General features: G+C 72.7%; 22 protein-coding genes. 9 read left to right on the top strand and 13 right to left on the bottom strand.

Annotated features, from left to right (window positions below; genetic code table 11):
* Nucleotides 1-9: 9 nt before the first annotated feature.
* The 3 genes from OM98_RS10510 to OM98_RS10520 form a co-directional block, all read right to left on the bottom strand.
* On the bottom strand, nt 10-978 hold the full coding sequence (locus OM98_RS10510) for a CPBP family intramembrane glutamic endopeptidase (protein ID WP_139017693.1): 969 nt from the start codon (nt 976-978) through the stop codon (nt 10-12).
* Between the two features lie 68 nt (nt 979-1,046).
* On the bottom strand, nt 1,047-1,841 hold the full coding sequence (locus OM98_RS10515; RefSeq protein WP_010534583.1) for a queuosine precursor transporter: 795 nt from the start codon (nt 1,839-1,841) through the stop codon (nt 1,047-1,049).
* 49 nt (nt 1,842-1,890) lie between these two features.
* Nucleotides 1,891-2,559 carry a TetR/AcrR family transcriptional regulator gene (locus OM98_RS10520; RefSeq protein ID WP_010534584.1) on the bottom strand — a complete coding sequence of 223 codons (669 nt, stop codon included), beginning with the start codon at nt 2,557-2,559 and terminating at the stop codon, nt 1,891-1,893.
* 186 nt (nt 2,560-2,745) lie between these two features.
* Here OM98_RS10520 and OM98_RS10525 point away from each other — a divergent pair, with 186 nt between their 5' ends.
* Together OM98_RS10525 and OM98_RS10530 are read left to right on the top strand one after the other, a co-directional pair.
* On the top strand, nt 2,746-5,517 hold the full coding sequence (locus OM98_RS10525; RefSeq protein WP_010534585.1) for an MMPL family transporter: 2,772 nt from the start codon (nt 2,746-2,748) through the stop codon (nt 5,515-5,517).
* Complete coding sequence (locus OM98_RS10530) at nt 5,514-8,339, top strand: YhgE/Pip domain-containing protein (protein WP_010534586.1); 2,826 nt, start codon at nt 5,514-5,516, stop codon at nt 8,337-8,339. The genes OM98_RS10525 and OM98_RS10530 overlap by 4 nt, the downstream gene beginning before the upstream one ends.
* 92 nt (nt 8,340-8,431) lie before the next feature.
* On the opposite strand, the gene OM98_RS10535 is transcribed toward OM98_RS10530, so the two are convergent.
* The 6 genes from OM98_RS10535 to OM98_RS10560 all read right to left on the bottom strand — a co-directional run bounded on the left by OM98_RS10535 (nt 8,432) and on the right by OM98_RS10560 (nt 16,275).
* Nucleotides 8,432-11,878, bottom strand: coding sequence for an error-prone DNA polymerase (locus OM98_RS10535; protein ID WP_010534587.1), 3,447 nt, complete (start codon nt 11,876-11,878; stop codon nt 8,432-8,434).
* Nucleotides 11,879-11,938: 60 nt separating this feature from the next.
* On the bottom strand, nt 11,939-12,391 hold the full coding sequence (locus tag OM98_RS10540) for a hypothetical protein (RefSeq protein WP_010534588.1): 453 nt from the start codon (nt 12,389-12,391) through the stop codon (nt 11,939-11,941).
* Complete coding sequence (locus OM98_RS10545; RefSeq protein ID WP_010534589.1) at nt 12,385-12,966, bottom strand: ArsR family transcriptional regulator; 582 nt, start codon at nt 12,964-12,966, stop codon at nt 12,385-12,387. Before OM98_RS10545 ends, OM98_RS10540 begins: the two co-directional genes overlap by 7 nt.
* A 106-nt stretch (nt 12,967-13,072) precedes the next feature.
* Nucleotides 13,073-14,836, bottom strand: a complete 1,764-nt coding sequence (locus OM98_RS10550; RefSeq protein WP_010534590.1) for a DNA polymerase Y family protein — start codon at nt 14,834-14,836, stop codon at nt 13,073-13,075.
* Nucleotides 14,836-15,678: a hypothetical protein gene (locus OM98_RS10555; RefSeq protein ID WP_010534591.1), complete on the bottom strand. Its 843-nt coding sequence runs from the start codon at nt 15,676-15,678 to the stop codon at nt 14,836-14,838. The genes OM98_RS10550 and OM98_RS10555 overlap by 1 nt, the downstream gene beginning before the upstream one ends.
* A 198-nt stretch (nt 15,679-15,876) precedes the next feature.
* Nucleotides 15,877-16,275 (bottom strand): nuclear transport factor 2 family protein, encoded by a 399-nt coding sequence (locus tag OM98_RS10560; RefSeq protein WP_010534592.1) that lies wholly within the window; start codon nt 16,273-16,275, stop codon nt 15,877-15,879.
* Between the two features lie 113 nt (nt 16,276-16,388).
* On the opposite strand from OM98_RS10560, the gene OM98_RS10565 reads away from it, so the two are divergent.
* Genes OM98_RS10565 through OM98_RS10575 form a run of 3 tightly spaced genes read left to right on the top strand, consistent with a single transcriptional unit; the run spans nt 16,389 to nt 18,574 of the window.
* Nucleotides 16,389-17,420 (top strand): NAD(P)-dependent alcohol dehydrogenase, encoded by a 1,032-nt coding sequence (locus OM98_RS10565; RefSeq protein WP_010534593.1) that lies wholly within the window; start codon nt 16,389-16,391, stop codon nt 17,418-17,420.
* A gap of 41 nt (nt 17,421-17,461) precedes the next feature.
* Nucleotides 17,462-17,914, top strand: a complete 453-nt coding sequence (locus OM98_RS10570; RefSeq protein WP_010534594.1) for a GNAT family N-acetyltransferase — start codon at nt 17,462-17,464, stop codon at nt 17,912-17,914.
* 9 nt (nt 17,915-17,923) lie between these two features.
* Nucleotides 17,924-18,574, top strand: a complete 651-nt coding sequence (locus OM98_RS10575) for an HAD family hydrolase (protein ID WP_010534595.1) — start codon at nt 17,924-17,926, stop codon at nt 18,572-18,574.
* Between the two features lie 76 nt (nt 18,575-18,650).
* Here the strand turns inward: OM98_RS10575 and OM98_RS10580 are convergent, their stop codons facing one another.
* Nucleotides 18,651-18,869: a hypothetical protein gene (locus tag OM98_RS10580; protein WP_010534596.1), complete on the bottom strand. Its 219-nt coding sequence runs from the start codon at nt 18,867-18,869 to the stop codon at nt 18,651-18,653.
* A 1,034-nt stretch (nt 18,870-19,903) separates the two neighbouring features.
* On the opposite strand from OM98_RS10580, the gene OM98_RS10585 reads away from it, so the two are divergent.
* The gene (locus OM98_RS10585) at nt 19,904-20,458 is read left to right on the top strand and encodes a flavodoxin (protein ID WP_217491419.1); all 555 of its coding nucleotides are present in this window, start codon (nt 19,904-19,906) and stop codon (nt 20,456-20,458) included.
* 143 nt (nt 20,459-20,601) lie between these two features.
* A complete protein-coding gene (locus tag OM98_RS10590; protein WP_010534598.1) occupies nt 20,602-21,591 on the top strand; it encodes an aldo/keto reductase in 990 nt (329 codons plus the stop codon).
* A 28-nt stretch (nt 21,592-21,619) separates the two neighbouring features.
* Here OM98_RS10590 and OM98_RS10595 read toward each other — a convergent pair whose 3' ends face one another.
* Together OM98_RS10595 and OM98_RS10600 are read right to left on the bottom strand one after the other, a co-directional pair.
* Nucleotides 21,620-22,423, bottom strand: coding sequence for a TrmH family RNA methyltransferase (locus OM98_RS10595; RefSeq protein WP_010534599.1), 804 nt, complete (start codon nt 22,421-22,423; stop codon nt 21,620-21,622).
* Nucleotides 22,424-22,433: 10 nt separating this feature from the next.
* Nucleotides 22,434-23,228, bottom strand: a complete 795-nt coding sequence (locus OM98_RS10600) for an ABC transporter ATP-binding protein (protein ID WP_010534600.1) — start codon at nt 23,226-23,228, stop codon at nt 22,434-22,436.
* A gap of 100 nt (nt 23,229-23,328) precedes the next feature.
* Between OM98_RS10600 and OM98_RS10605 the strand changes: the two genes are divergently transcribed.
* Both OM98_RS10605 and OM98_RS10610 read left to right on the top strand, forming a co-directional pair.
* The gene (locus tag OM98_RS10605; RefSeq protein WP_010534601.1) at nt 23,329-24,816 is read left to right on the top strand and encodes an RNB domain-containing ribonuclease; all 1,488 of its coding nucleotides are present in this window, start codon (nt 23,329-23,331) and stop codon (nt 24,814-24,816) included.
* Nucleotides 24,813-25,601 carry a hypothetical protein gene (locus OM98_RS10610; RefSeq protein WP_010534602.1) on the top strand — a complete coding sequence of 263 codons (789 nt, stop codon included), beginning with the start codon at nt 24,813-24,815 and terminating at the stop codon, nt 25,599-25,601. Before OM98_RS10605 ends, OM98_RS10610 begins: the two co-directional genes overlap by 4 nt.
* Before the next feature lie 66 nt (nt 25,602-25,667).
* Here the strand turns inward: OM98_RS10610 and glgA are convergent, their stop codons facing one another.
* Nucleotides 25,668-26,864, bottom strand: a complete 1,197-nt coding sequence (gene glgA / locus OM98_RS10615) for a glycogen synthase (RefSeq protein ID WP_010534603.1) — start codon at nt 26,862-26,864, stop codon at nt 25,668-25,670.
* Between the last annotated feature and the right edge of the window lie 38 nt (nt 26,865-26,902).

Genomic DNA, 26,902 nt, shown 5'->3' on the forward strand with positions numbered 1-26,902 from the left:
TGACCCGGATCAGGCGGCCAGGGCGCGGCGTGCGCGGCGCTCGTGCCACACGACCAGCAGCACGGCGACGACGTCCATGGCGATGAAGACCAGCATGAACGGTCCACCGGCGCCCACCGAGCGGTCGATGGCCATGTTGCCGCCGCCGGAGAACAGCGCGCCCAGCACCATCAGCACCAGGTTGTTGCCGACGTGGAAGGCGATCGGCGCCTCCAGGCCGCGGCTGATGATCGCCATGGCCGCGGTGCAGACGCCGACGATCGTGTAGTAGCTCAGCAGCCACGGGTCGATCGAGAAGTGCGCCAGGCCGAACAGCAGGCTCGATCCGGTCAGCCCGAGAGCCAGGGCCAGGCGCGGCGCCCGCACCCAGGAGCCGATCGCTGGCATCATCGCGCCGCGGAAGGTGAGCTCCTCGGCGGCCGCCTGGAGCGGCGTGGTCAGCACGGCGATCACCAGGAACGCCACCGAGGTGCCGGTGATCGCGAAGCCCGCGCCGAGCCCCATCGACTCCGGCAGGAGCAGGCTGCCGACGGCGGACACCGCGAGCACGAGCGCCGAGAAGACGCCGAGGTAGCCGGCCAGGCGCCGCCAGCGCAGTCCGCCGCCCGCCGAGAGCAGCGAGCGCCACGGGACCTTGGCGAGCCAGGCCGTCAGGGCGATCGCCACCGGGGCCATCACCACCAGCGAGAGGTTCGTGGCGAGCATCATCGCCGGGGTGATCTCGAAGGCTCCGGCGCTCGCGCCGAACACCAGCTGGTCCAGCAGCACGGCGATGACGACGAAAACGAGGCTTCCGCCGAACATCACCAGTAGCGGCACGGTGATGATCAGCAGCGGCTTCCACCAGCTCATCCGGAGCTGGGCCCCGAAGGGACGCGGCGGGGACGCGGGCGTCACTGCCGGGTCAGGGGGCGGGGCGGCGGGGTCGAGAGGGTCGGCGGCGGAGGTAAAGGGCTGGGGGCGGGTCGTCGTGGTCATGGATCCACTGTCACCGCTCCCCTGCTCCCCCTTCCTCGGACCCTCGGCGACGGGGCCTCGACCAAAGGTCATCGCGCCGCGGCGGAGACCTGACCTTCGTCGGAGGCCACCCGCGCGGCCAGGGCCGCCTGGTAGCTGGGATCGGTGCGCTTCAGCCACCGGATCACGGCGGCGGTCACCGGGATCATCGCGTACTGCACGAGCACCTTGTACAGGAAGCCCAGCAGCGTGTACTCGGCCCATTGCTGCACGGTGGTGATGCCGATGGCGGCACTGGCGATGGTGCAGAAGATGACGGTGTCCACCAGCTCGCCGAGGCCGCTGGAGGTGAACAGCCGCGCCACCAGGCCCTTCTCCCCCAGGCGTCGCTTCATCCGGCTGACCACCTGCGAGTTCAGGGTCTGTCCGGCCAGGAATCCGGCGAGGCTGGCCAGGACGACGATCCACACGGGGCCGAGTGCCAGTTCGAGCGCCTCCTGCTTGGCGCGGCCGTACTCGTCGTCGAAGGACGGCAGCGCGATGATCACCTGGTAGCTGAGGGTGGCCAGGATCGAGACCACGAAGGCGGTGAGGATGGCGCGGCGCGCGGTGCGCGGCCCGTACAGCTCGGTGATCACGTCGCCGAGCACGTAGGCCAGAGGGAACAGGAAGAAGCCGCCGTCGGTGATGATCTCGAAACCGGTGCCGGGCACGGTCCCGAAGCTCACCCCCTTGGCGGCGCCGATGCCCGAGAGGATCACGACGGTGACCATCAGGGCCAGGAGGATGTCCAGGTGCGAGGAACCCCGGTCGGCGTAGACGGCGCCGGCCGGGCCTCCAGACTCGGTGGGCGGGCTGCTCGGGGTCGGGGATGCGGTGCTCATCCGGGCAGGCTACCGGCCTTCTGGCACGATGCCCGCGGCGGCAACGGGCTCAGGTGGCGGGGCTCTCGGCGGGCTCGAGGAAGGCCCGCACGGTGCCGAGGATGGTGGTCGCCGCGAGCTCGGTGATGTCACGGCCGTCGAGCTGCTCGCGGACCATCAGGTCGATGTAGACGCCGACCACGAGCTGGGCGAGGTCCTCGAGGTCCAGGCGGGACCGCTCCCCCGTCATCTCCATGCCGCGCCGCAGCAGGGTCGCGATCGCGTCCCGCAGTCGGGAGCGCTGGTGGACCAGCTGGGTGCGCAGCTCCTCGTCGCGCAGGGAGCGGGCCATCGCATCGGAGTAGAGCAGGTACCACTGCCTGCCGAAGGGGCGGATCGCCTCGAAGGCGGTGATCAGGGCGGCGGCGTCGGCCTCCGGGTCGACCTTGCAGTCCTCGCCGCTGGGCATCACCACCTCGGCCACGTCGGAGCCGACGGTGGTCAGCAGCTCATCGGTGACCTGCGCGAACAGTTCGATGAAGACTTCCTCGCGGGAGGAGAAGTTGGAGTAGAAGGCGCCGCGGGTGAAGCCGGCGGCGGTGACGAGGTCGTCCACGGTGGCGCCGTCGATGCCCTTCTCCACGAACACCTCGAGGGAGGCGCGCACCAGGCGGGCGCGGGTGTTCTCCTTGCGGCGGGTGGCCGCCGAGGCGGGCAGCGGCTCGAACAGGTCGGTCATGGCTCCTCGAGAGGGTCGGGCGGCGGGGAGAGAGGGTCCGGCGGCGCTCGTGCTGAGCGTTGAGGGGACGCCGGTGTCCCCTATAGTATCCCCTCGATACGACTTCGTATCGAATGCGAAACCGTCTTGAGATGTTCTCGCGGGGGTCACGGCCCTCGTCCGCCGCACCATCCCCCGGGAGGCCTCGTGTCCTCGTCCCTGTACCGGCTCGGCCGCGCCATGGCCGCCCATGCCTGGAAGGTCGTCGCGGCCTGGGCGGTGGTGATGATCGCCGTCGCCGGGCTGGCCGTCGGCCTCGGCGGGTCGTTCTCCACCGAGTTCGAGATCCCCGGCACCGAGTCCCAGGCGGGCCTGGACGCCCTGGCCACCCGCTTCCCGGAGATGGGCGGCACCTCGGGGGACATCGTGTTCGTCGCCGAGGACGGATCCGACATCGACGAGCACCAGGGCGCCATCGAGGACGTCATGGAGGATATCGCGGAGGTCGAGGGCGTCGAGACCGCCCCTTCACCCTTCGACGACCTCTCCCCCGGCACGCGCAACGACGACGACACCGCCCTCATCGCGACCGTGCAGATGGACGGCCAGATCGGCGAGTTCCCCGCCGAGTCCGTGGACGAGCTGCAGGCCATCGTCGACGACGCCTCCGCCGAGTCCTCCGCCCTGTCCGTGCACCTCGGCGGGCAGGTGCTGCAGAGCGGCGAGGTGCCCTTCGGCGCCGGCGAGGTGATCGGCGTGATCCTCGCCCTGATCATCCTCGGCATCGTCTTCCGCGCCGTGATCCCGGCGGTCATCCCCATCGTGACCGCCATCGTCGGCGTCGGCGCCTCCATGATGGCGCTGATGGCGCTCACCGTCGGCGTCGAGATCCCCTCGGTGGCCACCTCCCTGGGCGCGATGCTGGGCCTGGCCGTCGGTATCGACTACGCCCTGTTCATCCTCTCCCGGCACCGCGGCCAGCTCGAACGCGGCGAGGACGTGCGCGAGTCCATCGGTTCCTCGATCGCCACCTCCGGCAGCGCCGTCATCTTCGCCGGGCTCACCGTGATCATCGCCCTGGTGGGCCTGTTCATCACCGGTATCCCCTTCCTCACCGTGATGGGTGTGGCCGCCGGCGGCACCGTCGCCGTCGCCGTGCTCGTGGCCCTCACCCTGCTACCCGCCCTGATGGGCCTGCTCGGTGAGCGGCTGCGGCCCCGCTGGACCCGCCGCGCCATGGCCGAGCACGACGGCGAGCTTCCAGAGGAGGTCGCCGCCGCGCACGGCTCCTCCCACCGCATCGGCCGCGCCTGGGTGCGGATCGCCACCAAGGTGCCGGTGCTGACCATCGTCGTGGTGGTCCTCGGCATCGGGGCCCTCGCGATCCCCGCCCGCGACCTCGAGCCGGCCCTGCCCGACCAGGGCACCGAGGAGGAGGGCACCTCCGCGCGCGACACCTACGACCTCATCACCGAGGAGTTCGGCCCCGGCTACAACGGTCCCCTGCTGGTCACCGCCGACATCATCAACACCGACGACCCCCTGGCCGTGGTCGAGGACCTCGAGGACCGCATCACCGCCCTCGACGGCGTCGAGGAGATCCAGATCGCCACCCCCAACCAGGGCGCCGACATGGCCGTGGTATCCGTGATCCCCACCGGCGGCCCCACCGCCCAGTCCACCAAGGACCTGGTCACCGAGATCCGCGAGGACGCCGCCGACTGGGAGGACGAGCTCGGCATCTCCGACGTCACCGTTACCGGCTCCACCGCCGTCGGCATCGACGTCACCGACAAGCTCTCCGGCGCGCTCGTGCCCTTCGGCATCTTCGTCGTCGGGCTCTCCCTGATCCTGCTCACCCTCGTGTTCCGCTCCCTGTGGGTGCCGATCAAGGCGTCGCTGGGCTACCTCCTGTCGGTGGGCGCGGCCTTCGGCGTCACCGCGATGGTCTTCGAGTACGGCTGGTTCAACGGCCCCCTGTTCGTCTCCGTCAACGGCCCCGTCGTCGCCTTCATGCCGATCATGGTGATGGGCGTGCTGTTCGGCCTGGCCATGGACTACGAGATGTTCCTGGTGACCCGCATGCGCGAGGAGTTCGTGCACAGCGGCGACGCGAAGGGCGCCATCGAGCGCGGCTTCGTCGGCAGCGCCCCCGTGGTGGTCGCCGCCGCACTGATCATGACCTCCGTCTTCGCGGGCTTCGTCACCGCCGGCTGGTTCATGCTGCAGCCCATCGCGATCGGCCTCGCCGTTGGCGTGCTCGTGGACGCCTTCGTCGTGCGCATGACCCTGGTGCCCGCCGTGCTCGCCCTGCTCGGCGACCGCGCCTGGTCCCTGCCTGCCTGGCTGGACCGTCGCCTGCCCACCGTCGACGTGGAGGGCGAGGGCCTCGCCGAGGTGCTCGAGCACCGCCGCTGGACCGCGCAGCACGGCGAATCGGCGCTGCGCCTGGAGGACACCGTGGTGCCGCTGCTCGGCGAGGACGGCCGGCTCGGCCCCCTCACCGGCGCCCTCTCCCCCGGCTCGATCATGGTGGTCCGCTCCGAGGACGACGCCGCCCGCGCCACCTTCCTCGCCCTCGCCGCCGGTCGCGCCGTGCCCACCGCGGGGATCCTCGCCGTCCACGACCGGCTCGCCCCCGACGACCTCGGCGCCATCCAGGCCCGCACCCACCGGGTGCCCGCCGGCGCCGACGCCGCCGAGCGCCTCCACGACATCGCCGCCTCCCCCGTCGCCGAGCGGATGATCGTCATCGACCGCCTCAAGGACCTCGGTGAGGCCGTCGAGACCGACCCCGCCCTGCTCGGCATCCTCGACGCGATCCTCGAGGAGGGCGCCACCCTCGTGGTCGGCTCCGACACCGAGGACCCCACCGCCACCGAGCGCGCGCTCGCCTCCGGGATGCACGACCCCTCCCGCCTGATCGCGCTGGACGTGCACCGCTCCACCACCGCCGCTCCGGAAGGAGCCCTCGCATGACCCGCCTGCTGCACTCCCGGATCCTGGTCCTCGTCCTGCTGCTGCCCGTGCTCGTGGCAGGCATCGGCCTCTGGGCCCTCAGCGGCCGCGTGGACCGCCTCGACGACGTGCCCGCCGCCGTGGTGAACCTCGACGAGGGTGCCGAGATGGAGGTGGACGGCGAGACCCAGACCGTGCCGCTGGGCCGCTCCGTCGCCGGGGCCCTCACCCAGCCCGGCACCGCCGGGGACGCCGCCGACACCTCCTCCTCGCTCGCCTCCGTCAGCGGGGACGAGGACACCGCGGGCTTCGACTGGCAGCTCACCAGCGAGGACGACGCCTACGACGGGCTTCGCGACGGCAGCTACGCCGCCGTGATCGTCATCCCCGAGGACTTCTCCGAGAACCTCGTGACCATCGGCACCACCGACGCGGCGCCCGCCATGATCGAGGTGACCTCCAACGACGCCAACAGCCAGCTCAACGCACTGATCGCCACCGCCGTCACCCAAGCCGCCGCCACCGGCCTCGGTGGGGAGATGACCGAGCAGTACCTCGACGGCATCTACCTCGGCTTCGACGACCTCAAGGACGGCTACCAGGAGGCCGCCGACGGCGCCGACGAGCTCGCCGACGGCTCCGGGGAGCTCAGCGACGGCCTGGACCAGTCCGCCGACGGCGCCGACCAGCTCGCCGGCGGCGCCGATGAGCTCGCCACGGGCACCGAGGAGTTCTCCGGCGGCGTGGTCAGCCTCGCCGACGGCGCCCAACAGAGCGCCGACGGCTCCGACGAGCTGGCCGACGGGCTCGGCTCCCTGGCCGACGGCGCCGGGGACGCCGCTGAGGGCAGCCAGGAGCTGACCAGCGGGCTCGGCCAGCTCTCCGACGGCGCCGACGACCTCGCCGAGGGTAACCAGCAGCTCGCCGACGGCCTGGACGACCTGGCCACCGGCGCCGAGGACCTCGAGGACGGCGTGGGCGCCCTGCAGACCGGTATGCGCGGCGACGAGAACAACGACGGTCTGCTGGACGGCGCCGAGCAGCTCGAGGCGGGCGTGGTCGGCGACGGCACTACGGATAATCCCGGCCTCGCCGCCGGAGCCGACCAGCTGGCCACGGGCCTGGAGCAGTACGCCGATGGTGTCTCGCAGGCCGCCGTGGCCGTGAACGGCGACGGCACCGACGCGAACCCAGGGCTGTCTGCCACCGCCGAGGACCTCGCAGACGGCGCGGCCACCGCTGGCGACGGAGCACAGGGAATCGCGGATGCGACAGGAGCTATCGAGTCGGCCGTGGTCGGCGAAGAGACTCTCGCCGAACCGCAGATGGTCTCCGACGCTGAGGCGATGGAGGCTCTCGTTTGCAGAGATTATGGTGCCGACTCAGAGGAGTGCCTCACGGCTGGTCGCTTGCTTGCTTCGACGAGGACCGTCTCGACCGTGACCAAGGGCAATGAGAACGGCTCACTCGCTGAGGGCGCGCAAGGTCTTGCCACAGGCCTCAATGGCACCGACAGCGAAGACGGTCTCGTGGACGGCCTCGAGGGCGTGCAGCAGTACGCCGACGGGCTCGAGACCGCCTTCAACGGGGACGGCTCCGCCGAGAACCCCGGTCTGATCGCCTCGGCGGATCAGCTCGCCGAGGGCGCCCGGTCCAGTGCGGACGGCACCGAGCAGCTCGAGGACGGCGTGGTCGCTCTCAGCGACGGTCTCGGGGAGTACGCCGAGGGCGTGGACACCCTGGCCGACGGCACCGGGCAGCTCGCCGAGGGAGCCCGGTCCAGTGCGGACGGCGCCTCCGACCTCGCCGACGGTGCCGACCAGCTCGCCACCGGTCTCGAGGCCAGCGCCTCCGGGTCCTCCGAGCTGACCGGTGGGCTGGACCAGCTCGCCGCGGGTTCGGACGCCAGCGCGGACGGGGCCTCCCAGCTCGCCGAGGGCAACCAGCAGCTCGCGGACGGCGCGGACGAGCTCGCCACCGGCTCCGAGCAGCTCGCTGACGGCAGCTCCGAGCTGGCCGACGGCTCCGGGGAGTTGGCCGACGGCACCGAGCAGCTCGCCGACGGCTCCGAGGAGCTGACCGACGGCACCGAGCAGCTCGCGGACGGCCTGCAGGACGGCGCCGACCAGGTGCCCTCCTACAGCGAGGACGAGCGGGACCGCATGAGCGCCCAGGCCGCCTCCCCCGTGGACACCGAGGCGGATCGGGAGAACGAGGCATCCGGCGCCACCACCGCGATCTTCCCCTTCGTGGTGGGTCTGGCCCTGTGGCTCGGGGCCTTCGCGGCGGCCCTGCTGCTGCCGGCCCTGTCGCGGAAGCTGATGGACCGGGCGATGCCGATGTGGAAGGTCGCGCTGCGCTCCCTGCTGCCGTCCCTCGCCGTCGCCGCCGCGCAGACCGTGGCCGTGCTCGCCGTGATCACTGCGATCGGCATCTCGCCGGTCTCCCCGCTGGCCGTGGCCGTGGTCGCGCTCGCCGGGGCGATCATGTTCGCGATGCTGCACCAGGCGTTGATGGTGCTGTGCGGGAACCGGGTCGGACGCCTGCTATCGGTGATCCTGGTGGTGCTGCAGGTGGTGGCCCTGGTCGGGATCCTCCCGATCGAGACCGCTCCCCCGGCGCTGGAGGCGATCGCGGGGTTCATGCCGCTGACCATCGTCACCGAGGGCCTCACCCATGCGGCGCTCGGCGGCTCCCTGGTCTCGACCCTCGGCACCCTCGGCACGATCCTGGTGTGGGCAGCGATCTCGCTGGTCATCACCCTGGTGGCGGCCCGCGGGGCGCGCCGGGTGGACGGACGACGCGCCGCCGCCCCGTCCGGGGCGGAGCCCGTCGCCGCCTGACCCGTAGCCCGTTCCACGACCGCGTCCCCGGGCCGGTGACCTCATCCGCGGGGGTCGCCGGCCCCGGTCGTCCGCGGGTGGACGCTCCGGGGTCAGCGGAAATCGCGGGAGGGACCGGCGGCGGCGACCTCCAGCGGGGCCACGTCGTCGGCCACCAGGTTCACGGCGCCCGAGGCGTTCTCGATGATGCCGCGCAGCACGATCGCGCGGGAGGTGCGCAGCAGCGCCCGGTGCCGCGCCCAGAAGCCCTTCGAGCAGACCACGTTGAGGATCCCGGTCTCGTCCTCGAGGCTGAGGAAGGTGATGCCGCTGGCCGTCATCGGTCGCTGCTTGTGGGTGATGACGCCGCCCACCCGGATGCGGGTGGAGTCCTCCGCCTCCCGGGTGCCCTGGATCGACAGCACCCCCTCGGCGGTCAGCCGCTCCCGCACCAGCGCCATCGGGTGCTCGGCCACCGTGATGCCGGTGGCCCAGGAGTCCGCTGCCGTCAGCTCGGCGTCGCTCATCCCCGGCAGCATCGGGGCCTGCGCCCCCACGGCGAGACCCGGCAGGGTGTCCGGGCTCTCCTGGGCGGCGGCGCCCGCCGCCCACAGCGCCTGCCGCCGCGTGCCGCCCAGGGCGTCCAGCGCCCCACCGGTGGCCAGGGCCTCGAGCTGCGCGGCGCTGAGCCGCACCCGCCGCGCCAGGTCCGGCACCGAGGCGAAGGCCCCGCCGCGCTCCCGCTCGGCGACGATCCGCTCGGCGGTCTCCGTGCTGATCGAGCGCACCTGGTCCAGGCCCAGCCGGATCACCGGGCCGGCCGCCGCGGCCTCCCCCTGCACCTGCTCGCGGCGCTGTCCCGGCGACAGCTCCGCATCCACCGGCACCCGGTAGCCGCGGTGGTCGTCGTCGGTCTCCAGGTCGGTGCGGGCGCGGCTGGCCAGCACGTCGGGGCCGCGGGTGCTCACCCCGTGACGGCGGGCGTCGGCGATCAGCGACTGCGGAGAGTAGAAGCCCATCGGCTGGGAGCGCAGCAGCGCCGCCGTGAACGCCGCCGGGTAGTGGCACTTCAGGTACGAGCTGGCGTAGACCAGGTAGGCGAAGGAGTAGGCGTGGGACTCGGGGAAGCCGTAGTTGGCGAAGGCCAGCAGCTTCCGCTCGACCGTCTCCGCGGCCTCCCCCGTGATGCCGTGCCGTGCCATTCCCGCGTAGAGGGCGTCGTGCAGGTCCAGCATCTTCTGGGTGGATCGCTTGGAGCCCATCGCGCGGCGCAGCTGGTCCGCCAGCGCCGGGGTGAAGTCGGCGATGTCCACGACCATCTGCATCAGCTGCTCCTGGAACAGCGGCACCCCCAGGGTGCGGGCCAGGGACTTCTCCAGCAGCGGATGGATGAAGGTGACGGGCTCCTCGCCGGTGCGGCGCCGCAGGTAGGGGTGGACGCTGCCGCCCTGGATGGGGCCGGGACGGATCAGCGCCACCTCGACCACCAGGTCGTAGAACTCGCGTGGCCGCAGCCGCGGCAGGGTGGAGATCTGGGCGCGGGACTCGATCTGGAACACGCCGATCGAGTCGCCGGTGCACAGCATGTCGTACACCGCCGGATCCTCCTGCGGCAGGGTGCGCAGCTCGAAATGCTGGTCGTGGTGCTCGGCGATGATGCGCAGGGCATGGTCCAGGGCGGTGAGCATCCCCAGCCCCAGCAGGTCGAACTTCACCAGGCCCGCGTCGGCGCAGTCGTCCTTGTCCCACTGCAGCACGGTGCGGCCCTCCATCGCCGCCCACTGCACGGGGCACACCTCGATCACCGGCCTGTCGCACAGCACCATCCCGCCGGAGTGGATGCCCAGGTGACGGGGCGCGTCCCGCAGCCGATGCGCCAGCTCCACCACGTCGGCGGGCAGATCGGCCTCCGCCAGGGAGGAGAAGGAGCGTTCGATGCGGCGGGAGAAGGCGTCCTGGGAGCCGGTGTCGTAGCCCAGCGCCCGGGCGGCGTCGCGCACGGCGAGCTTCGCCCGGTAGGTGATGACGTTGGCGACCTGCGCGGCGTTCTCCCGGCCGTAGCGCTCGTAGACGTACTGGATCACCTCCTCGCGGCGGTCCGAGGCGATGTCGATGTCGATGTCCGGCGGGCCGTCCCGCTCCGGCGCCAGGAAGCGCTCGAACAGCAGCTGATGGCCGACGGGCTCCACCGCGGTGATGCCCAGCGCGTAGCAGACCGCGGAGTTCGCGGCCGAGCCGCGGCCCTGGCAGAGGATCCCCTCGCGGCGGCAGAACGCCACCAGGTCGTGGACGATGAGGAAGTAGCCGGGGAAGGTCAGGTCGGTGATGATGCGCAGCTCGTGCTCGATCTGCGCCCATGCCCCCGGCACCCGCTCCGGGACCTGTGGGGTGGGGCGCGGGCCGTAGCGCTCCCGGGCTTCCTGCTCCACCAGCTCCACCAGCCAGCTCGCCTCGTCGTGGCCCTGTGGCACCGGGAAGGGCGGCAGGTCCGGGGCGAGCAGCCGCAGGTCCAGGGCGCAGTCCCGTCCCAGCCGGGCCGCCGCGGCGATGGCCCGCGGGTAGCGCGGCAGCAGCGCCTCCATCTCCTCGCCGCTGCGCAGGCAGGCCAGGTGCCCGGGCAGGTAGGGGTCGGCCTCGGCCAGCGGCACCCCGGCGCGCAGCGCTGCATGGGTGTCAGCCAGGCGCTTGTCCGCCGGGGCCGCGTAATGGGCGTTGGTGGAGGCCACCAGCGGCAGGCTCACCTCATCCAGGCCGTGCGACTCCCGCACCAGCCGGGCCGCCTGCGCCAGGGCGTCGTGCAGCTCATCGGCCTCCCCTCCCCCGCCGGCCACCAGCTCCACGGCCACGTTCCCGGTGCCGAACAGCTCCACCAGACGCGCGATTGCCGCGGCCGCGTCATGGGCGGCGCCGTCCAGGTCCCCCTCGGCCAGGCGCGCGGCGGCGGCGCGGCTGACGGCGCCCTTGCGGCAGCCGGTGAGGATCTGCCAGTGCCCGGCGCGGGCCACCCGCTGCAGCTCGGCCAGGCGGTAGCGGGGCACTCCCTTGGTGCCGGAGTCCAGGTGGGCGCGGGCGATCACGGAGGACAGCTCCCGGTAGCCGGCCGCATCGCGCACCAGCACCAGCAGGTGCTCGCCCTCCGGGTCGGGCACCCCGGTGCGGGGCGCGGAGATCACCGGCGTGGTCGAGGCGGTGACCGCCCCCGGCTCCAGCCCCAGGGTGAGCTCGGCGCCGAAGACGGTGGCGATGCCCTCGGCGGCGGCGGTGCGGGCGAAGCGCACCGCCCCCGGCAGCCCGTCGTGGTCCACCAGGGTGATGGCCTCCAGGCCCAGCCGGGCGGCCTGCTCGACCATCTCCTCGGGACTGGAGGCGCCGTCGAGGAAGCTGAAGTGGGAGTGGGCGTGCAGTTCGGCATAGGGCACCGCCCGGGACGGGCGGTAGCCGGGCGGCTTCTTCCCGGTGTGCTCGACGACGATCGGCGGGGCGACGGTCGCCGCCGGCCGGTCCGAGAGGATCGCCTCCAGGTCCTTCCACGCGGGTGGCCCCAGGAACCATCCGGCCATGCCTCACCTCCGTCCTTCCGTCCTGTCTCTCGCTCATGCCCTGATCCCGGACCTGCCGGGTCACAGCCCTCGCGCTGCCGCCCCCTCGTACAGATGCCGTGCCGCACGGACGGCCACCTCCGCGTCGGCCTCGCCGACGGTCCGGGAGTCGTAGCGCTGCTGGTTCCGGGCCCGACGCATCTGATCGAATCGCCGGGCTCCAGCCTGTCCGGGCGGGGTGGTCAGCACCGCGGACAGGAACCGACCGAGGGTCTCGTGCTGGCCGGGACCGTTGGCGGTGCGATAGCCGTAGACCGCCAGCAGAGCCTCGCCGACGTCGTGCGCCGCGTCGTAGGCGTAGGTGAAACGACCTTCCGGCCACTGCAGACGATGCACCTCCTCGAGGCGGTGCCGTGCCTTGGACAGGAAGACCGCGGCGCGATCGAGATCGACCGGCACCGGGGCCAGCCGGCGACTGCGGACGAGCTGGTCGACGGCACGCAGCTGCTCTTCGTCCAGCGGTGCGGTCACCATGGCGGCTCCCCGAGGACCGGCACGATGGGATCGGCGCGCACCTGGGTGTGGAAGCCGCTGTCGTCGAGCAGCTCCTCCCGGGTGACGATGCTCGGGTTCACGGGGCGGTGCACCGAGTCCTCGACCCGGGCGCAGGCCTCGTAGACCTCCTCCGGGTCCGGGGTCCCGACGACCATCACATCGATGTCGCGAGGGGCGGGACCGGACCGGCCGCGCATCCGGGCGGCGAAGGATCCGTGGAGGAAGACCGCGTCGATCCCCTGCAGGGGACGCAGCTCCTCGGCGAGCAGCGCGACGGGGCCGGTGCTGATCAGCACGATCTCCCGCAGCGGCGGAGTGAGCGGGCTGTCCTCCGCGGCGCTGATCAGCCGGGTGCGCCCCGCGCGGCGCTCCTGCAGGATCCCCGCCTCCAGGAGACGGGCCACCTCGCGGTGCACGGTGGGGTAGGCCAGACCGGTCTCCGCGGAGATCTCCGCGAGGCTGCGGGCCCGGTCCTCGAGCAGCAGCAGGGACAGCAGCCGTGCCTGTCCCTCGGAGCGGAAGACGGGTGCGAGCAGCGGTGCCTCGGTTCTCATATGATGGATATTATTCTCCATCATAGTGATACTCAAGGGCGGTTCAGTGAGGGCGACCCCGACGGCTCCGGGTATCTCCGGCATGGTTCCCCGCGGCATGGACTCTCTAGTCATAGATCCCCTCCACGCTCCAGGTGCCGCGGCGGGACAGCAGCAGCACGGCGGTCTGGGTGCCCTCAGACTCTCCCGGGGGCGCGATGCCCGGTGTGGCGTCGGGAGGCGCGGCGCCGAGCACCAGCTGCAGGCGCGCGGCGCGGGTGCCGCCGGGGCTCCACCAGCGCTCGTCGATCGCGGTGGGGGCGCCGTGGGCTAGCACCGCATGCTCCCGGCCCGCCTCCAGGCCGACCCGCTGCAGGGCCTGGGCGCCGGGCGCAGCGACCCGCAGCCGGGTCGGCGGGGCGCTGAGCAGGCCGCGCGCCGTGACCAGCACCGGCTCCCCCGCCGCATCGAGCAGCGCCACCTCCGGCGGCTGCCACAGCACGGTGGCGGGCAGGGGACGGGCGGCCGCGCCGGGCCAGGGACCGGGTCTGGCGGCGGGCTTCTCGGCCCGCCAGGGCACCAGGCGCCCCTCCTCGGCGAGCAGCCTCCCGCCCAGCAGCACCGGCACCTGCACGGCGTCCTCCCCGGCCAGGCCCTGGGCGCGGGCGAAGGCGCGAGCGGCCCGCTGGGCGGCCTCGCCGGCGCTGCCCCACAGCGCCGCAGCGCTCTCCCCCGCCGGTGCCAGCTGCACCGGGTGCAGGCCGATCCGCACGATCGCCCCGGTGGCCGGGCCGCCCAGCCGCGCCCGGGTGATCCAGCCGTCGCACTGCCAGCGGATGCGGTCCACCACGTCGGCCACGGACAGCGCGCCGTCGTGCCGCCAGGTGCGCTCCATCTCCTCGCCGCCCTCGGTGCGGGCCACGATCCGCAGCCGGGTGCACACCAGCCCCCGCTCCACCAGCAGCTCGTGGAGCTGCTCGGCCAGCGGCCGGGCGATGAAGGCCGCCTGGTCGGTGCGCACCAGCGGCGGGTCCAGTACGGTCTCGGCGAGCACAGGCTGGGTGGGGTGGTGCGCGGCCGGGGGCGTGGGCTCCCCGCCGCGGGACAGCTCGTGCAGGGTCGCCACGTCCGGCCCGAAGCGGTCGGCGACGGAGGCCGCGGGCAGGGCCGCCAGCTCCCCCAGGGTGGTGATGCCCAGGCGCTGCAGCAGGTCCACCGTCCCGGCCAGGTCGAGTCGTCGCTCGGGGCGGGTGGCGGAGGGCTGACCGCGATGGCCCCAGCCGGGGCCGACGGGGGCCTGCGCGAGGGTGGCGATGGGGTGCGGGGCCAGGTAGTCCGCGGAGCGGCCGGGCCGCACGATCCGCCCGGCCGGTGAGGCCAGCAGCGCCGCGAAGGGGCCGTCGGCGATGCCCACCGCGCAGTCCCAGCCGGTCAGCTCGGCCACCGCGTCGATGATCGCGACCGCCAGCTCCTCCTCCCCGCCCTGGTGGCGGGCGGGGCCGCGGGCGGCCATCAGCAGGGTGCCCGGGCGCAGCACGTCCACCCCGGCGGCGACCGTGTCCACCGCGGCGGCGACCAGCTCGAACAGGGCACTCTCCTGCTCCCGGTCAGCCTCCAGCACCAGCGCCTCGGGGCAGGCGGCACGGGCGGCGCGCCGCTTCATGCCCGGCAGCGCCCCGACGGCACGGGCGGCGGCCCCGGCATGGGTGACGCGGTGCTGCTCGATCAGCAGCACCGGGTCCCGGGCCACGTCCACCGGCGGGGTCTCCTCCCCGCGACGCTGGTGACGGTCCAGGGCGGCGACCAACGGCCAGTCCGGCACGGTCACCGCGACCGTGCGGGTGGTCTCCCCCGAGGGTGCCTCGGCCGGGGCGGCGGCGAGCGTGCTCATCAGCCGGCCTTCTGCCGGGTGTGCAGGGTGAGGCCGGGGGCCGCGGGGGCGATGTCCACCCGGGTCGGAGTGGCGAGCGGCGAGGGGGCGGCCGCGATCATGCCGCCCACCTGCGGCAGCAGCACCTCGGTGGTGCGCTGTCCGGCGATGCCGCGACCGCGGGAGCTCACCCGCAGGCGCCGTCGGCGCAGGCGGCCGCTGCCCCGGCCGAGGCCCTGCCAGGCCAGCGGCACGGAGTCCAGGGCGAGATCCGCGCGGCCGGGCGGACGGGCCGCCAGCACCAGGGTGTCGGCGGCACGGGCACGGCCCAGCAGGCTGCGCCACAGCGCCGGGGCCAGGTCGAGGTCCGGACCCAGCACCAGCACCCCCACCCCGTCGGCCAGGGCCGAGAGCACCTGCGGGCGCTGCTCCCCCTCGGCCGGGGCGAGGGCAAGACGCTGCGGGTCCAGCCCGGCGTCCAGAGCGGAACGCAGCCCCAGGTCGGGCATCCCGGCGATCGCACACCAGGCGTCCTCCCCCGTCGCGGCGACCGCGAGGGCCAGCAGCAGGGAGGTGCCGGCGGCGCCCTCCACGGCCACCGAGCTGCCCGCCCGCAGCCCGGCCCCCGGGAACAGGGGGGCTAGCGGGCCGGGCACGGGCAGGCGGGTGCCGACCAGCTCCTCCTCCGCGGCCGGCTGCTCCGGCTCGGCGCTCGGGGTCGGACCGCCGACGCTGCGCAGGGCGGTGCGGTCGATGCGGCCGCCCCAGCGGGAGGCGCTGCGCTCGGCGGCCCCCAGGGCGGCACGGGCGCGCGCCAGGCGCTCCTCGTGCTGCTCCGGCGCGGGCCGGGCCACCAGGCTCATGGACACTCCGTCTCCCCTGCCCTTCCCTCGCTGAGACCACACACTCGTTCGAACGTGCGTTCGAACTGTACGCCTCGACGGGGTGCCGCTCAAGGCGGGCAGGTCATCGCTTCGAACATCTGTACGAAGTGTGCGGGAGGGGTGTGACGAACGAGCGGGGCGGCTCGGAACGGAGGGCTTGGACCAGGTCAGTCCTGGTCAGTCCTGGCTCGGCACCACCGTCTGCTGGTAGAGCGCGAGCCGCCAGCGGCCGTCGCGGTGCACGCAGTGGCTGCTCATGAGCGCCGTGAAGCGGTCCTCGCCGCGTCGGGCCCGGCCCCGGTAGGCGAGGACGGCGCCCTCGCGACCGGCATCGATCAGACGCGGCTCACGGATCTCGTAGGCGTCCCAGGTCGGGGCGTCGTCCAGGGACGCGATCACCTGTTCCCGGTCCAGGGTGAGGCCGTGGGCCAGCACCATCACGCCGTCCGCGGTCATCAGCGCCCCGTAGAAGGCGGCGCCGGTGCCGTCGCACAGCGATCCCCAGCCCTCGTGCTCGAGGGCGAGAAGGTGCTCGCGCCGCTCCCTGCGCGTGCGGTGGTCCGCATGGTCGTCCATGTCCCGGAGGCTACGGGGTGGACCGGCCACGGGGCGGTCGGCCCTCCTGCTTCGTCGGGCCCCTCTGCGATCATGGCGGCACGCGAGAGGACGAGGACCGAGGAGGGTCTGCGATGCGGGCACTGGTGCTGCACGAGAAGGATCGGATGAGCGTGGAGGAGGTCGAGCCGATCGGCTCCCCCGGACCCGGTGAGGTGCGCATCGCGATGCACACGGTGGGGATCTGCGCCTCCGACGTGCACTACTGGACCGACGGCAAGATCGGCCCCTTCGTGCTGGAGGAGCCGATGATCCTGGGCCACGAGGGCTCCGGCACCGTGCTCGAGATCGGCGAAGGCGTCACGAACGTGCAGGTCGGCGACCGGGTGGCGATGGAGCCCGGTATCCCCGACGCCAGCTCCCGCGCCAGCAAGGAGGGCCACTACAACGTGGACCCGGCCGTCCGGTTCTGGGCCACTCCCCCGGTGGACGGCTGCCTGGTCGACGAGGTGATCCACCCCGCCGCGTACACCTACGTGCTGCCGGACTCGCTGAGCTTCGCCGAGGGCGCCCTGATCGAGCCCTTCGCCGTCGGCGTCTTCGCCGCGACCAAGGCCGAGCTCTCCCCCGGTGACGTGGTGGCCGTGATCGGCGCGGGCACCATCGGCATCATGTGCGCGCTGGCGGCCCGGGCCGGCGGCGCCAGCCGGGTGTTCGTCGGGGACGTGCTGCCCGAGAAGCTCGGCCTGCTGGAAGGCATGGAGGGCATCGTGACCGTCGACGTGACCCGGGAGGACTTCGGCGAGCGGGTGCGCGCCGAGACCGGCGGCTGGGGCCCGCAGGTGGTCATCGAGGCCTCCGGCGCCGCCCCCGCCTACAAGACCATCTGGTCGATGCCCGCGCCGGGCGGCCGCATCGTCGCCGTCGGCATGCCCGCCGAGCCGGTGCCCTTCGACGTCGCCACCGCTCAGAGCCGGGGCGTGTCGATCGAGACGGTGTTCCGCTATGCGAACTCCTACCAGACGGCGATCGACCTGGCCGCGACCGATGCCGTGGACCTGGGGCGCTTCGTCTCCGAGACGTTCGCTTTCGAGGACTCCCCGCGCGCCTTCGAGCGCTTCCTCGAGGGCCGCCCCACCGACGTGAAGCTGCAGATCACCCTGTGACCTCCTCACCCGGTGACCGCCAGGACGCAGAGGGGCGGGGCGTGAACCTGCGTCCCGCGACCGCCGAGGACATCGACTGGCTGGTCGAGCTGCGGGCCGTGGTGATGTGCCCCAACCTGGAGCGGGTGGGAGTCTTCGACCCGGCGGAGGTGCGCCAGCGCTTTCGCAACGGCTACGTGCCCGACAACACCCGGATCATCGTCACCGAGGACGGCCGGGAGATCGGTTGCATCGCTGTGCGCGCGGAGCCAGAGGCCTACTGGATCGAGCACTTCTATCTCGACCCGGACACCCAGGGCCGCGGGACCGGCACCGCCGTGCTGCGCCAGGTGCTCTCCGAGATGCCGGAGGACCGACCCGTCCGTCTGAACGTCCTCCAGCACAGCCCCGCCGGACGGCTGTATAGCCGTCACGGCTTCGTGCTGGAGGACGAGGACGCGGTGGACCGGTGGCTGGTGCGGCACCCGGCCGAGCGTCCGGCGCTGTCGAGCTGAAGGACCACCGTGCGCCTGCTGATCGACCTCGACAACACCCTCGTGGACCGCGACGCCGCGTTCCGTGCCTGGGTCCGGTCGACGGTGCGCGGCTCCGGAGGCGACGACGACGACGGGATCGCCGCCCTGCTGGCCGCCGATGACCACGGCTACGGGGACCGCGCCGAGGTGGTCCGCGCCCTCCGGGACGCGACCGGCCTGACGGACGAAGACGCCATCCTGCGGGACCGGGTGATGACCGAGCACGTCGAGCTGATCCGCTGCTACCCCGGGGTGGTCGAGGCGCTGCGCCGTCTGCGCGAGGGCGGCGTGCACATCGCCGTGGTCTCCAACGGCACGGGCCGGCAGCAGCGCGCGAAGATCGCCCGCGCCGGACTGACCGGGCTGCTGGACGGCATCGTGCTCTCGGAGGAGGTGGGCGTCGCCAAGCCCGATCCGCGGATCTTCGCCGCCGCCTGCGCGGGGACGGAGGACGGCGAGCAGATCTGGATGATCGGCGACAACCCGCGCGCCGACGTCCTGGGGGCCCGCGACGCCGGGCTGCCCGCGATCTGGGTCTCGCACGGGCGGGGATGGCCCTCCGACCATGGGGCGCGACCGACCACGGTCGAGTCCACGACAGCGGCCCTCGAGCTGATTGCTGCCCAGTTCACATCGTAGCGGTGAGCTGGGTCGGGGCCGACGGAGGCACCCGGGCCAAGCCATTCGGGCACTCACAGAAGAGACCCGGTGTCGGTCACGCCCTCGGCTCGTGGATGATGAGGTTCCCGTCCTCATCCGCTTCCGAGTAGGACTCTCCTGCCGCCTCGAACTCTGCCGCGAAGTTCAGCTCGGCCACCAGGGCGTCCATCCGCGAGGCCCACTGTTCGCGGACCCGTGCCTGCTCCCGGGGGTCGAGGTCATCGAAGCTCGCAGCATCGCCTGGGAGCCGAGGGGGTCGACGGGATCGGGACATGCTTCAGCGTAGCCAGCTGCTCCTGGATCGAGACAGGTACTGCCAGGGCACGGAACACCGCTACCTCCCCGCACGTCAGACGGAGGTGTTGGCAGGCACCAGGTCACACCAACCCGCCGGGGCCTGCTCGCGGCCACCGCGCTGTTCGCCCTCGCGGCTTGCCTTCCGAACAAAAAATCCTGTCACGGTCATTTCGCGCTACTCGGACAACGGAGTCGATTTATCCAGTCGGATGCGCCACCTCCGAGCAATTCCGGCCCGAACGATCAACTTCTGGCGTCAGGCAGTAGTAGAACAAAAGCCAAGCAGCAAATACGATTGCTGTAATCAGTGTTGTTGCGGCCCATGCGTGATTATCAAGGAGATCGATGAACATTCCCAATATTGGGAGGGATGTGCCCTCAAGGTGAACATTCGAGTACCCTTCTACTGAGACAATCCCTGCGAAGGCGCTACTTCCTGCCACAACTCCCGCCATCCAGGAAGGGCTATGGATCGTGTGTTGGGAGCGACCCGACCATGCGGTGAGGTATACCAAGAGCAGGATAATGATGCCTGAAAGCCATGGGAGTCGGCCATAGGCGACCGTGGCCCAAATCGGAGCAGTTACGAGGAATGTGGCATTTGCGGAAGAGTAGATCCGCGTACGATTACTCAACGGCACCACCTTTCGTTTAAGTAGTGCGATAGCATTAAGCTAGCGCTTTCGGGATTGATGCCTATGAGGTGCCAGCTGGGTTAGGTCGCCAGGCTAACGGTCGGCTTCATAATCCACTCGTCGTCGGTGGGAGTCAATCGGACGAGTCGGGTCCCTGGGAAGTGGCAAAGACAGTTCCGTTAGATCCCTGCCCTGCCAGGGCACTGAACACCGCTCCCTCCCCGCGCACCCGCCGGAGGTGTTGGCTGGCACCATGTCCGCACCCACCCGTCGAAGCCTGCTCGCGACCACCGGTCTACTCGCCCTGGCGGCGTGCGCCCGTCCGGGAGCCGACGACGTGCCGGCCTCGAGCACCCCCGAGAACGGAGAACCCACCATGGAATCCAGCACCGAGCAGGCCGCGTCGTCCCGAACCCTGCTGATCTGGTTCTCCCGCGATGGCGAGAACTACTGGGAGGGCGGACGGAGGGACCTCGCGGTCGGCAACACGGAGCGCCTCGCCCGACTGATCACCGAGCGCATCGAGGTCCAGGAGTACGAGGTCGTCCCCGCCGATCCTTACCCCGAGGCCTACGACCCGACCGTGGAGCGCAACGTCCGTGAGCAGAACGCCGACGCACGGCCTGCCATCGCCGGTGAGCTGCCCGATGCCCAGGACTTCGACACGTTGCTCATCGGCAGCCCGGTCTGGAACGTGCGGGCCCCGATGATCCTGTCCGCCCTCGTCGAGAGCCTGGACCTCACCGGGATGCGGGTCCTGCCCTTCGTCACCTACGCCGTCTCCGGGATGGCAGGCATCGACCGCGACTACCGGGAGGTGCTGCCGGACGCCGAGGTCGCCGACGGCCTCGCCATCCGCGGGGAGGACGTCGAGGCGGAGGGCACCGCGGCCGAGGTCGAGGCCTGGCTGCGGGACAACAACCTGCTCTGACCGGGACTCACTGCGACGGCGCAACGCATCCGCCGTCGCCGAAGGCTGCGGGACTGGGAGGCAATGACAGTGCCTTCCACGCTGGTTCGCCCCTCCCTAGCCTCGATATCGACCCCATCCGCACGAGCAGCAGGAGAGCTCTTATGGACACCCGCACCCTCGGCACCGACGGCCCGGCCGTCTCGGAGATCGGCTTCGGCTGCATGGGCCTCAGCCACGGCTACGGCGCCGCCGTGGACGACGCCCACGGCATCGACGTGATCCGTCGCGCCGTCGACCTCGGCGTCACCTTCTTCGACACGGCCCAGGTCTACGGTCCCTACACGAACGAGGAGCTGGTCGGCCGGGCCCTCGCCCCGGTCCGCGAGCAGGTCGCCATCGCCACCAAGTTCGGCTTCGACCTGGAGCAGGCCCGGGACGCCAACGGGCTGGACTCCCGCCCGGAGACCATCCGCCGCAACGTCGACGGCTCCCTGGGTCGTCTCGGCGTGGAACGCATCGACCTGCTCTACCAGCACCGGGTCGACCCGACGGTCCCCATCGAGGATGTCGCCGGCACCGTCGCCGAGCTGATCGCAGAGGGCAAGGTCGGCGCCTTCGGCCTGTCCGAGGCCGGGGTCTCCACGATCCGGCGCGCCCACGCGGTGCAGCCGGTCGCCGCCCTGCAGAGCGAGTACTCGCTGTGGTGGCGGGAGCCGGAGCAGGAGATCCTGCCGACGCTGCGGGAGCTGGGCATCGCCCTGGTGCCCTTCAGCCCGCTCGGCAAGGGCATGCTGACCGGCACCGTGGACACCACCGCCGGCTTCGGGGAGGGCGATGTGCGGGCGAGCCTGCCGCGCTACACCCAGCAGGGGCTGGAGCCCGCCGAGGAGCTGGTGGCGCTGCTCGGGGAGATCGCGCGACGCCGCGAGGCCACGCCCGCGCAGGTGGCCCTGGCCTGGCTGCTGGCCCAGGGCGAGCAGATCGTGCCGATCCCCGGCACCACCAAGGTCCACCGGCTCGAGGAGAACCTCGGAGCGGCGGCCATCGACCTGGACGCGGAGAGCCTGGACCGACTCTCGGAGGTCTCCGCCCGGATCGACACCGCGGTGGACCGCTACCCGGAGAAGATGCAGAGCTGGATCGACCGTTGACCGGATCCGCGGGCTGCAGGGAGCCGGGTCAGCGACTCGCGTAGAACGCCACCGCCGAGGACGCCGCCACGTTCAGCGAGTCCACCCCGTGCATCATCGGGATGGTGACGCGGCGGTCCAGCCGGGCGTCGGCGCCGGGGGTCATGCCGTGGCCTTCGGTGCCGAACACCAGGGCGAGGCGCGGGTGGTCCTCGGCGACCAGCGCGTCCAGGGTGATGGCGCCCTCGCCGAGGGTCATCCCGGCCACGGTGAAGCCCTGCTCCTGGAGCGTGCCGATGCCGTCCGGCCAGGGGTCGATGCGGGTCCAGGGCACTTGGAAGACGGTGCCCATCGACACCCGGATCGCGCGGCGGTACAGCGGGTCGGCGCAGCGCGGGGTGACCAGCACGGCGTCCACCCCGAGGGCGGCCGCGGAGCGGAAGATCGCGCCGACGTTGGTGTGGTCGACGATGTCCTCGAGGATCGCCACCCGGGAGCGCTCCCGCTCCCCCAGCAGCCCCTGAAGGCTCGGCAGTGCGGGCCTCTGCATGGCCGCGAGCGCCCCGCGGTGCAGGTGGAAGCCGGTCAGGGTCTCCAGCAGCGCCTCCTCCCCCACGAACACGGGCAGCTCCGGGAATCGCTCGAACAGCGGGGAGAAGCGCGGCAGCCACTTCTCGGACATCAGGAAAGAGCGCGGCCGCATCCCGGCATCCAGCGCCCGGGAGATCACCTCGTAGCTCTCGGCCATGAACAGCCCGCGCTCGGGCTCGATCCGGGAGCGCAGGCGCACATCGGTCATGCGCAGGTAGTCGTCCAGCCGGGGATCCTCGGTGGACGTGATCCGTTCGATCACGGGTGCGGGCTCAGGACAGCTGCAGGGAGCGCGCGGTGAAGCGCTCGCCGCGGGCCTCGACCACCAACGGCAGCCCGAAGGTGCGGGTGAGGTTCTGCGAGGTCAGGGTCTCGGCGATGGGGCCGGCGGCCACGAGCTCGCCCTCGCGCAGCAGCGCCACGTGGGTGTACCCGGGCGGGATCTCCTCCACGTGGTGGGTGACCAGCACGGTCACCGGGGTGGCGGGGTCCTTGGCGAGCCGCCCCAGGGTGCGCACCAGGGCCTCGCGCCCGCCGAGGTCCAGGCCGGCGGCGGGCTCGTCCAGCAGCAGCAGCTCCGGGTCGGTCATCAGGGCGCGGGCGGCCAGCACCCGCTTGCGCTCGCCGGTGGAGAGGGTGCCGAACATGCGCTGCTCGAGGTCGCCGACGCCGAAGGCGGCCAGCAGGGTGCGGGCGCGGTCCAGGTCCATCGCGTCGTAGGCCTCGTTCCAGCGCCCGACGACGCTGTACCCGGCGGTGACGACCACGTCGAGGGCGGTCTCGTCGGCCGGGATGGTGTCGGCCAGCTCCTGGGAGGCCAGGCCCAGCAATGGCCGCAGCTCGAAGACGTCAACCCGGCCGAGGCGCTCGCCGAGCACCTCGACGGTGCCGGAGGTGGGGTGCAGGCGGGTGGACAGCAGCCGCACCAGGGTGGACTTCCCGGCGCCGTTGGGGCCGAGCACGGCCCAGCGCTCCCCCTCCGCGATCTCGAGGGAGACCTCATGCAGGAGGTCCCGGCCGGAGCGTCGCACGACGACATCGGACAGGGAGGCAGCAGCGATCGGCATGCTCCGAGCCTATCGCCCTGCGGCCCCTACACTGGCCGGGCCCGCCGACCGGTGCGCCGTGCGACGGGCCGCCCCCTCTCCGGCTCCCCAGGAGGTCGCCGTGCCGCATCGTCCCGTCTCCCTGCACGCCCCCGCGGGCACCGTGGCCGCCGCGGTGATCGCCGAGCGCATCGACGCCCTGCTCGCCGACGCCGAGGAGGTGCCGCAGGAGTTCCCGACCGAGGTGCTCGCCGCCGCCGAGCAGGCCGCCGCCCGCGAGCCCCACGAGCACACGGACCTGCGGGAGATCCCCTTCGTCACCCTCGACCCGGCCTCCTCCACCGACCTGGACCAGGCCATGCACCTGGACCGGCAGGGCGAGGGCTACCGGGTGCGCTACGCCATCGCCGACGTGCCCTTCGTGGTGGACCTCGACGGGCCGATCGACGCCGAGGCCCGCCGCCGCGGCGCCACCGTGTACCTGCCCGACCGGCGCATCCCCCTGCACCCGCCGGTGCTCAGCGAGGCCGCCGCCTCGTTGCTGCCCACGCAGGACACCCCCGCGGTCGTGTGGACCCTGGACCTCGATGCCCGCGGGGAGGTCACGGACGTCGCGCTGGAGCGGGCCGTGGTGCGCTCCCGCGATAAGCTCGCCTACGACGCCGTGCAGGCGGACCTCGACGCCGGGCGCGGACACCCGATGATGGAGCTGCTGGCCGAGATCGGGGCACTGCGCACCGCGCGGGAGGCCGAGCGCGGCGGGGCGAGCCTGGAGATCCCCGAGCAGGAGGTCATCGCCGAGGAGGAGCGGATCCGCCTGAGGTGGCGCCGCCCCCACCCCATCGAGGACGCCAACGCCCAGATCTCCCTGCTCACCGGTATGGTCGCCGCCGACCTGATGCTGCGCGGCGGCTCGGGCATCCTGCGCACCTTGCCCCCGGCCGACGCGCGCGCCCGGGAACGATTCCGCCACCAGGCCGAGGCCCTCGGCATCGACTGGCCCGCCGACATGCCCTACGGGGAGCTGCTGCGCGGCCTCACCGCGGAAGACCCGGCGCACCTGGCGCTGCTGAATCAGGCCGGGGCCCTGTTCCGTGGCGCCTCCTACGCCGCCTTCACCACCCCCGAGGAGGTGCCGGACGAGCCGGCGCAGGCCGCGATCGCCGCGCCCTACGCGCACACCACCGCCCCGCTGCGGCGCCTGGTGGACCGCTTCGTGCTGCTGGTCTGCCTGGCCCATGCCCGCGGCGAGGCCCCCGATCCGGCGCTGCTCGCCGCTCTGCCGCTCATCCCGGAGGCCATGCAGGCCACGGCCGCCCGCGCCGGAGATCTTGAGCGACGCGCCCTGGACCTGGTGGAGGTCGCCGCCCTGGAGTCGCAGGTCGGCGAGACCTTCACCGGCACCGTCATCGAGCGTCGGGAGGCCTCCGTCGACGAGGACGGCCGCGAGCAGGCCCCCACCCGCGTCGAGGTGCAGCTCGCCGAGCCGCCCGTGACCGCCTGGGTGCCGGGCGACGCCGTGCCCGGCACAGCCGTGCGGATCCGACTGGAGTCCGTGGACCTGGACGCCCCCTCGGCCACCTTCGTGCTGCACGAGGGGGACGCATGAGCCAGTCCCCCACGGCCGACCGGGACCTGGTCGCGCTGCCCCGCACGGCGGTGCTGCTGCTGTGGAGCGCCGCCTACCTGCGCGGCGACCTGGGCCCCGACGACGCCGCCGAGCTGGCCTACGGCGCCGACCGCAGCCGCCCCGCACCGGGCGGGGAGGACCTCTTCGACTGGATGACTTCCCTGCGGCGCCTGCCGCTGGCCGCGCCCCGTCTGGTGCTGCCCCAGCCCGGCCGGATCGCCGGGCTGGTCGGTCCGCCCCCGGCCATCGCCGCCGCGCTGCAGGCCGAGCAGGCCGTCGTGGTCACCGCCGCCGGCCTCGCCGACCACACCCTGGTGCCCACCCTGATCCCCGAGGACGACCCCCACGGCCGCGGCGCCCGGGTGCGCTGGGAGCGCTACGCCGCCCCGCTCGGCGCCTCCCTGGCGCCGCCGGCGTCCTCCGGCACCGCCCGCACCGAGCTGCTCACCGCGCTGCGTCGCGCCGCGGACTCCAGCATCGACCTGGACCTGGTGCCGGACGAGCCGGTGGAGCTGGCCCGGGTGCCCGCCGACTGGACGGTCACCGGCCTGCCCCGCCACCTGGCCGGACGGGAGGCGCACCTGCTGGTGCTGGCCGCCCGCACCCTGCTGCTGACCCGCAGCGAGCTGGCCGAGGGCTCCCAGCAGACCGTGCAGCTCGCCGAGGCCCAGCGGCGGCGCGCGCTGCTGGCCGAGCTGCAGGACGCGGCTCGGCAGGCGCTGGTGGAGGCCGTCGAGCGCGTCATCCACCACGAGGCCGGCTGAGCCCGCCCGACGCAGCGAGGAGCCCCCGCGACCGGCGTGGTCGCGAGGGCTCCTGCACGGGCGGGATCAGGCGCGGTGCTTCGCGAGCACCTGCTCGTAGACCTCGATGGTGCGCTCGGCGATCGAGACCCAGGAGAAGTGCTCGGCGGCGCGGCGCCGGGAGGCCTCGCCCATCGCCTTCGCCCGCTCGGGGTCGGAGACCATGCGGGTCAGCGCCGCGGCGAGGTCGGCGACATAGCGGTCCGGGTCCACCGGGGTGCCGGTGCCGTCGTCCACCTGCTCGATCGGCACCAGGTAGCCGGTCTCCCCGTCGACCACGACCTCGGGGATGCCGCCGGTGGCGGAGGCGACCACGGGGATGCCGCAGGCCATCGCCTCGAGGTTCACGATGCCCAGCGGCTCGTAGATGCTCGGGCAGACGAAGGTCGTCGCGTGGGTGAGGATCTGCGTGAGCTGGTCCCGCGGCAGCATCTCGGTGATCAGGTGGAGGTTCTCACGGTCCTGGCGCAGCTCCGCGACCAGGGTGTCCACCTCGGCGGCGATCTCCTTGGTGTCGGGGGCGCCGGCGCACAGCACCACCTGCACCTCCGGCGGCAGGTCCCGCACGGCCCGCAGGAACAGCGGCAGGCCCTTCTGGCGGGTGATGCGGCCGACGAAGACCACGGTCGGGGCGTCGGGATCGATGCCGCGTTCGGTGAGCACCGTGGTGTCCTGGTTCGGGGACCAGGCGTCGATGTCGATGCCGTTGTGGACGACGTAGACCTTCTCCGGGTCGATCTGCGGGTAGGACTTCAGGATGTCCCGGCGCATCCCGTCGGAGACGGCGATGATCCCGGCGGCGCCCTCGTAGGCGGTGCGCTCGGCGTAGGAGCTGAGGCGGTAGCCGCCGCCGAGCTGCTCGGCCTTCCAGGGGCGCAGCGGCTCCAGGGAGTGCGCGGAGAGCACGTGCGGCATCCCGTACAGCAGGGAGGCGACGTGCCCGGCGAAGTTCGCGTACCAGGTGTGGGAGTGCACCAGGTCGGCGCCCTCGCAGTCCCGGGCGATGTCCAGGTCGGTGCCGAGGGTGGCCAGCGCCGCGTTGGCGCCCTCCAGCTCCACGGGGGTGCGGTAGGAGGTGGTGTCGGGGGCGTCGCGGTCGGCGCCGAAGGCCCGCACCTGCACCTCCAGATGGGGACGCAGCACCTGCGTCAGCTCGGCGACGTGCACGCCGGCGCCGCCGTACACCTCCGGGGGGTATTCCTTGGTCAACAGATCCACGCGCATCGCGTGCCTCCTTCCCCGGGTCATCCCGGGTCTCACCT

The sequence above is a fragment of the Brachybacterium squillarum M-6-3 genome, assembly GCF_000225825.1.
In the GTDB taxonomy this organism is placed as follows: domain Bacteria; phylum Actinomycetota; class Actinomycetes; order Actinomycetales; family Dermabacteraceae; genus Brachybacterium; species Brachybacterium squillarum.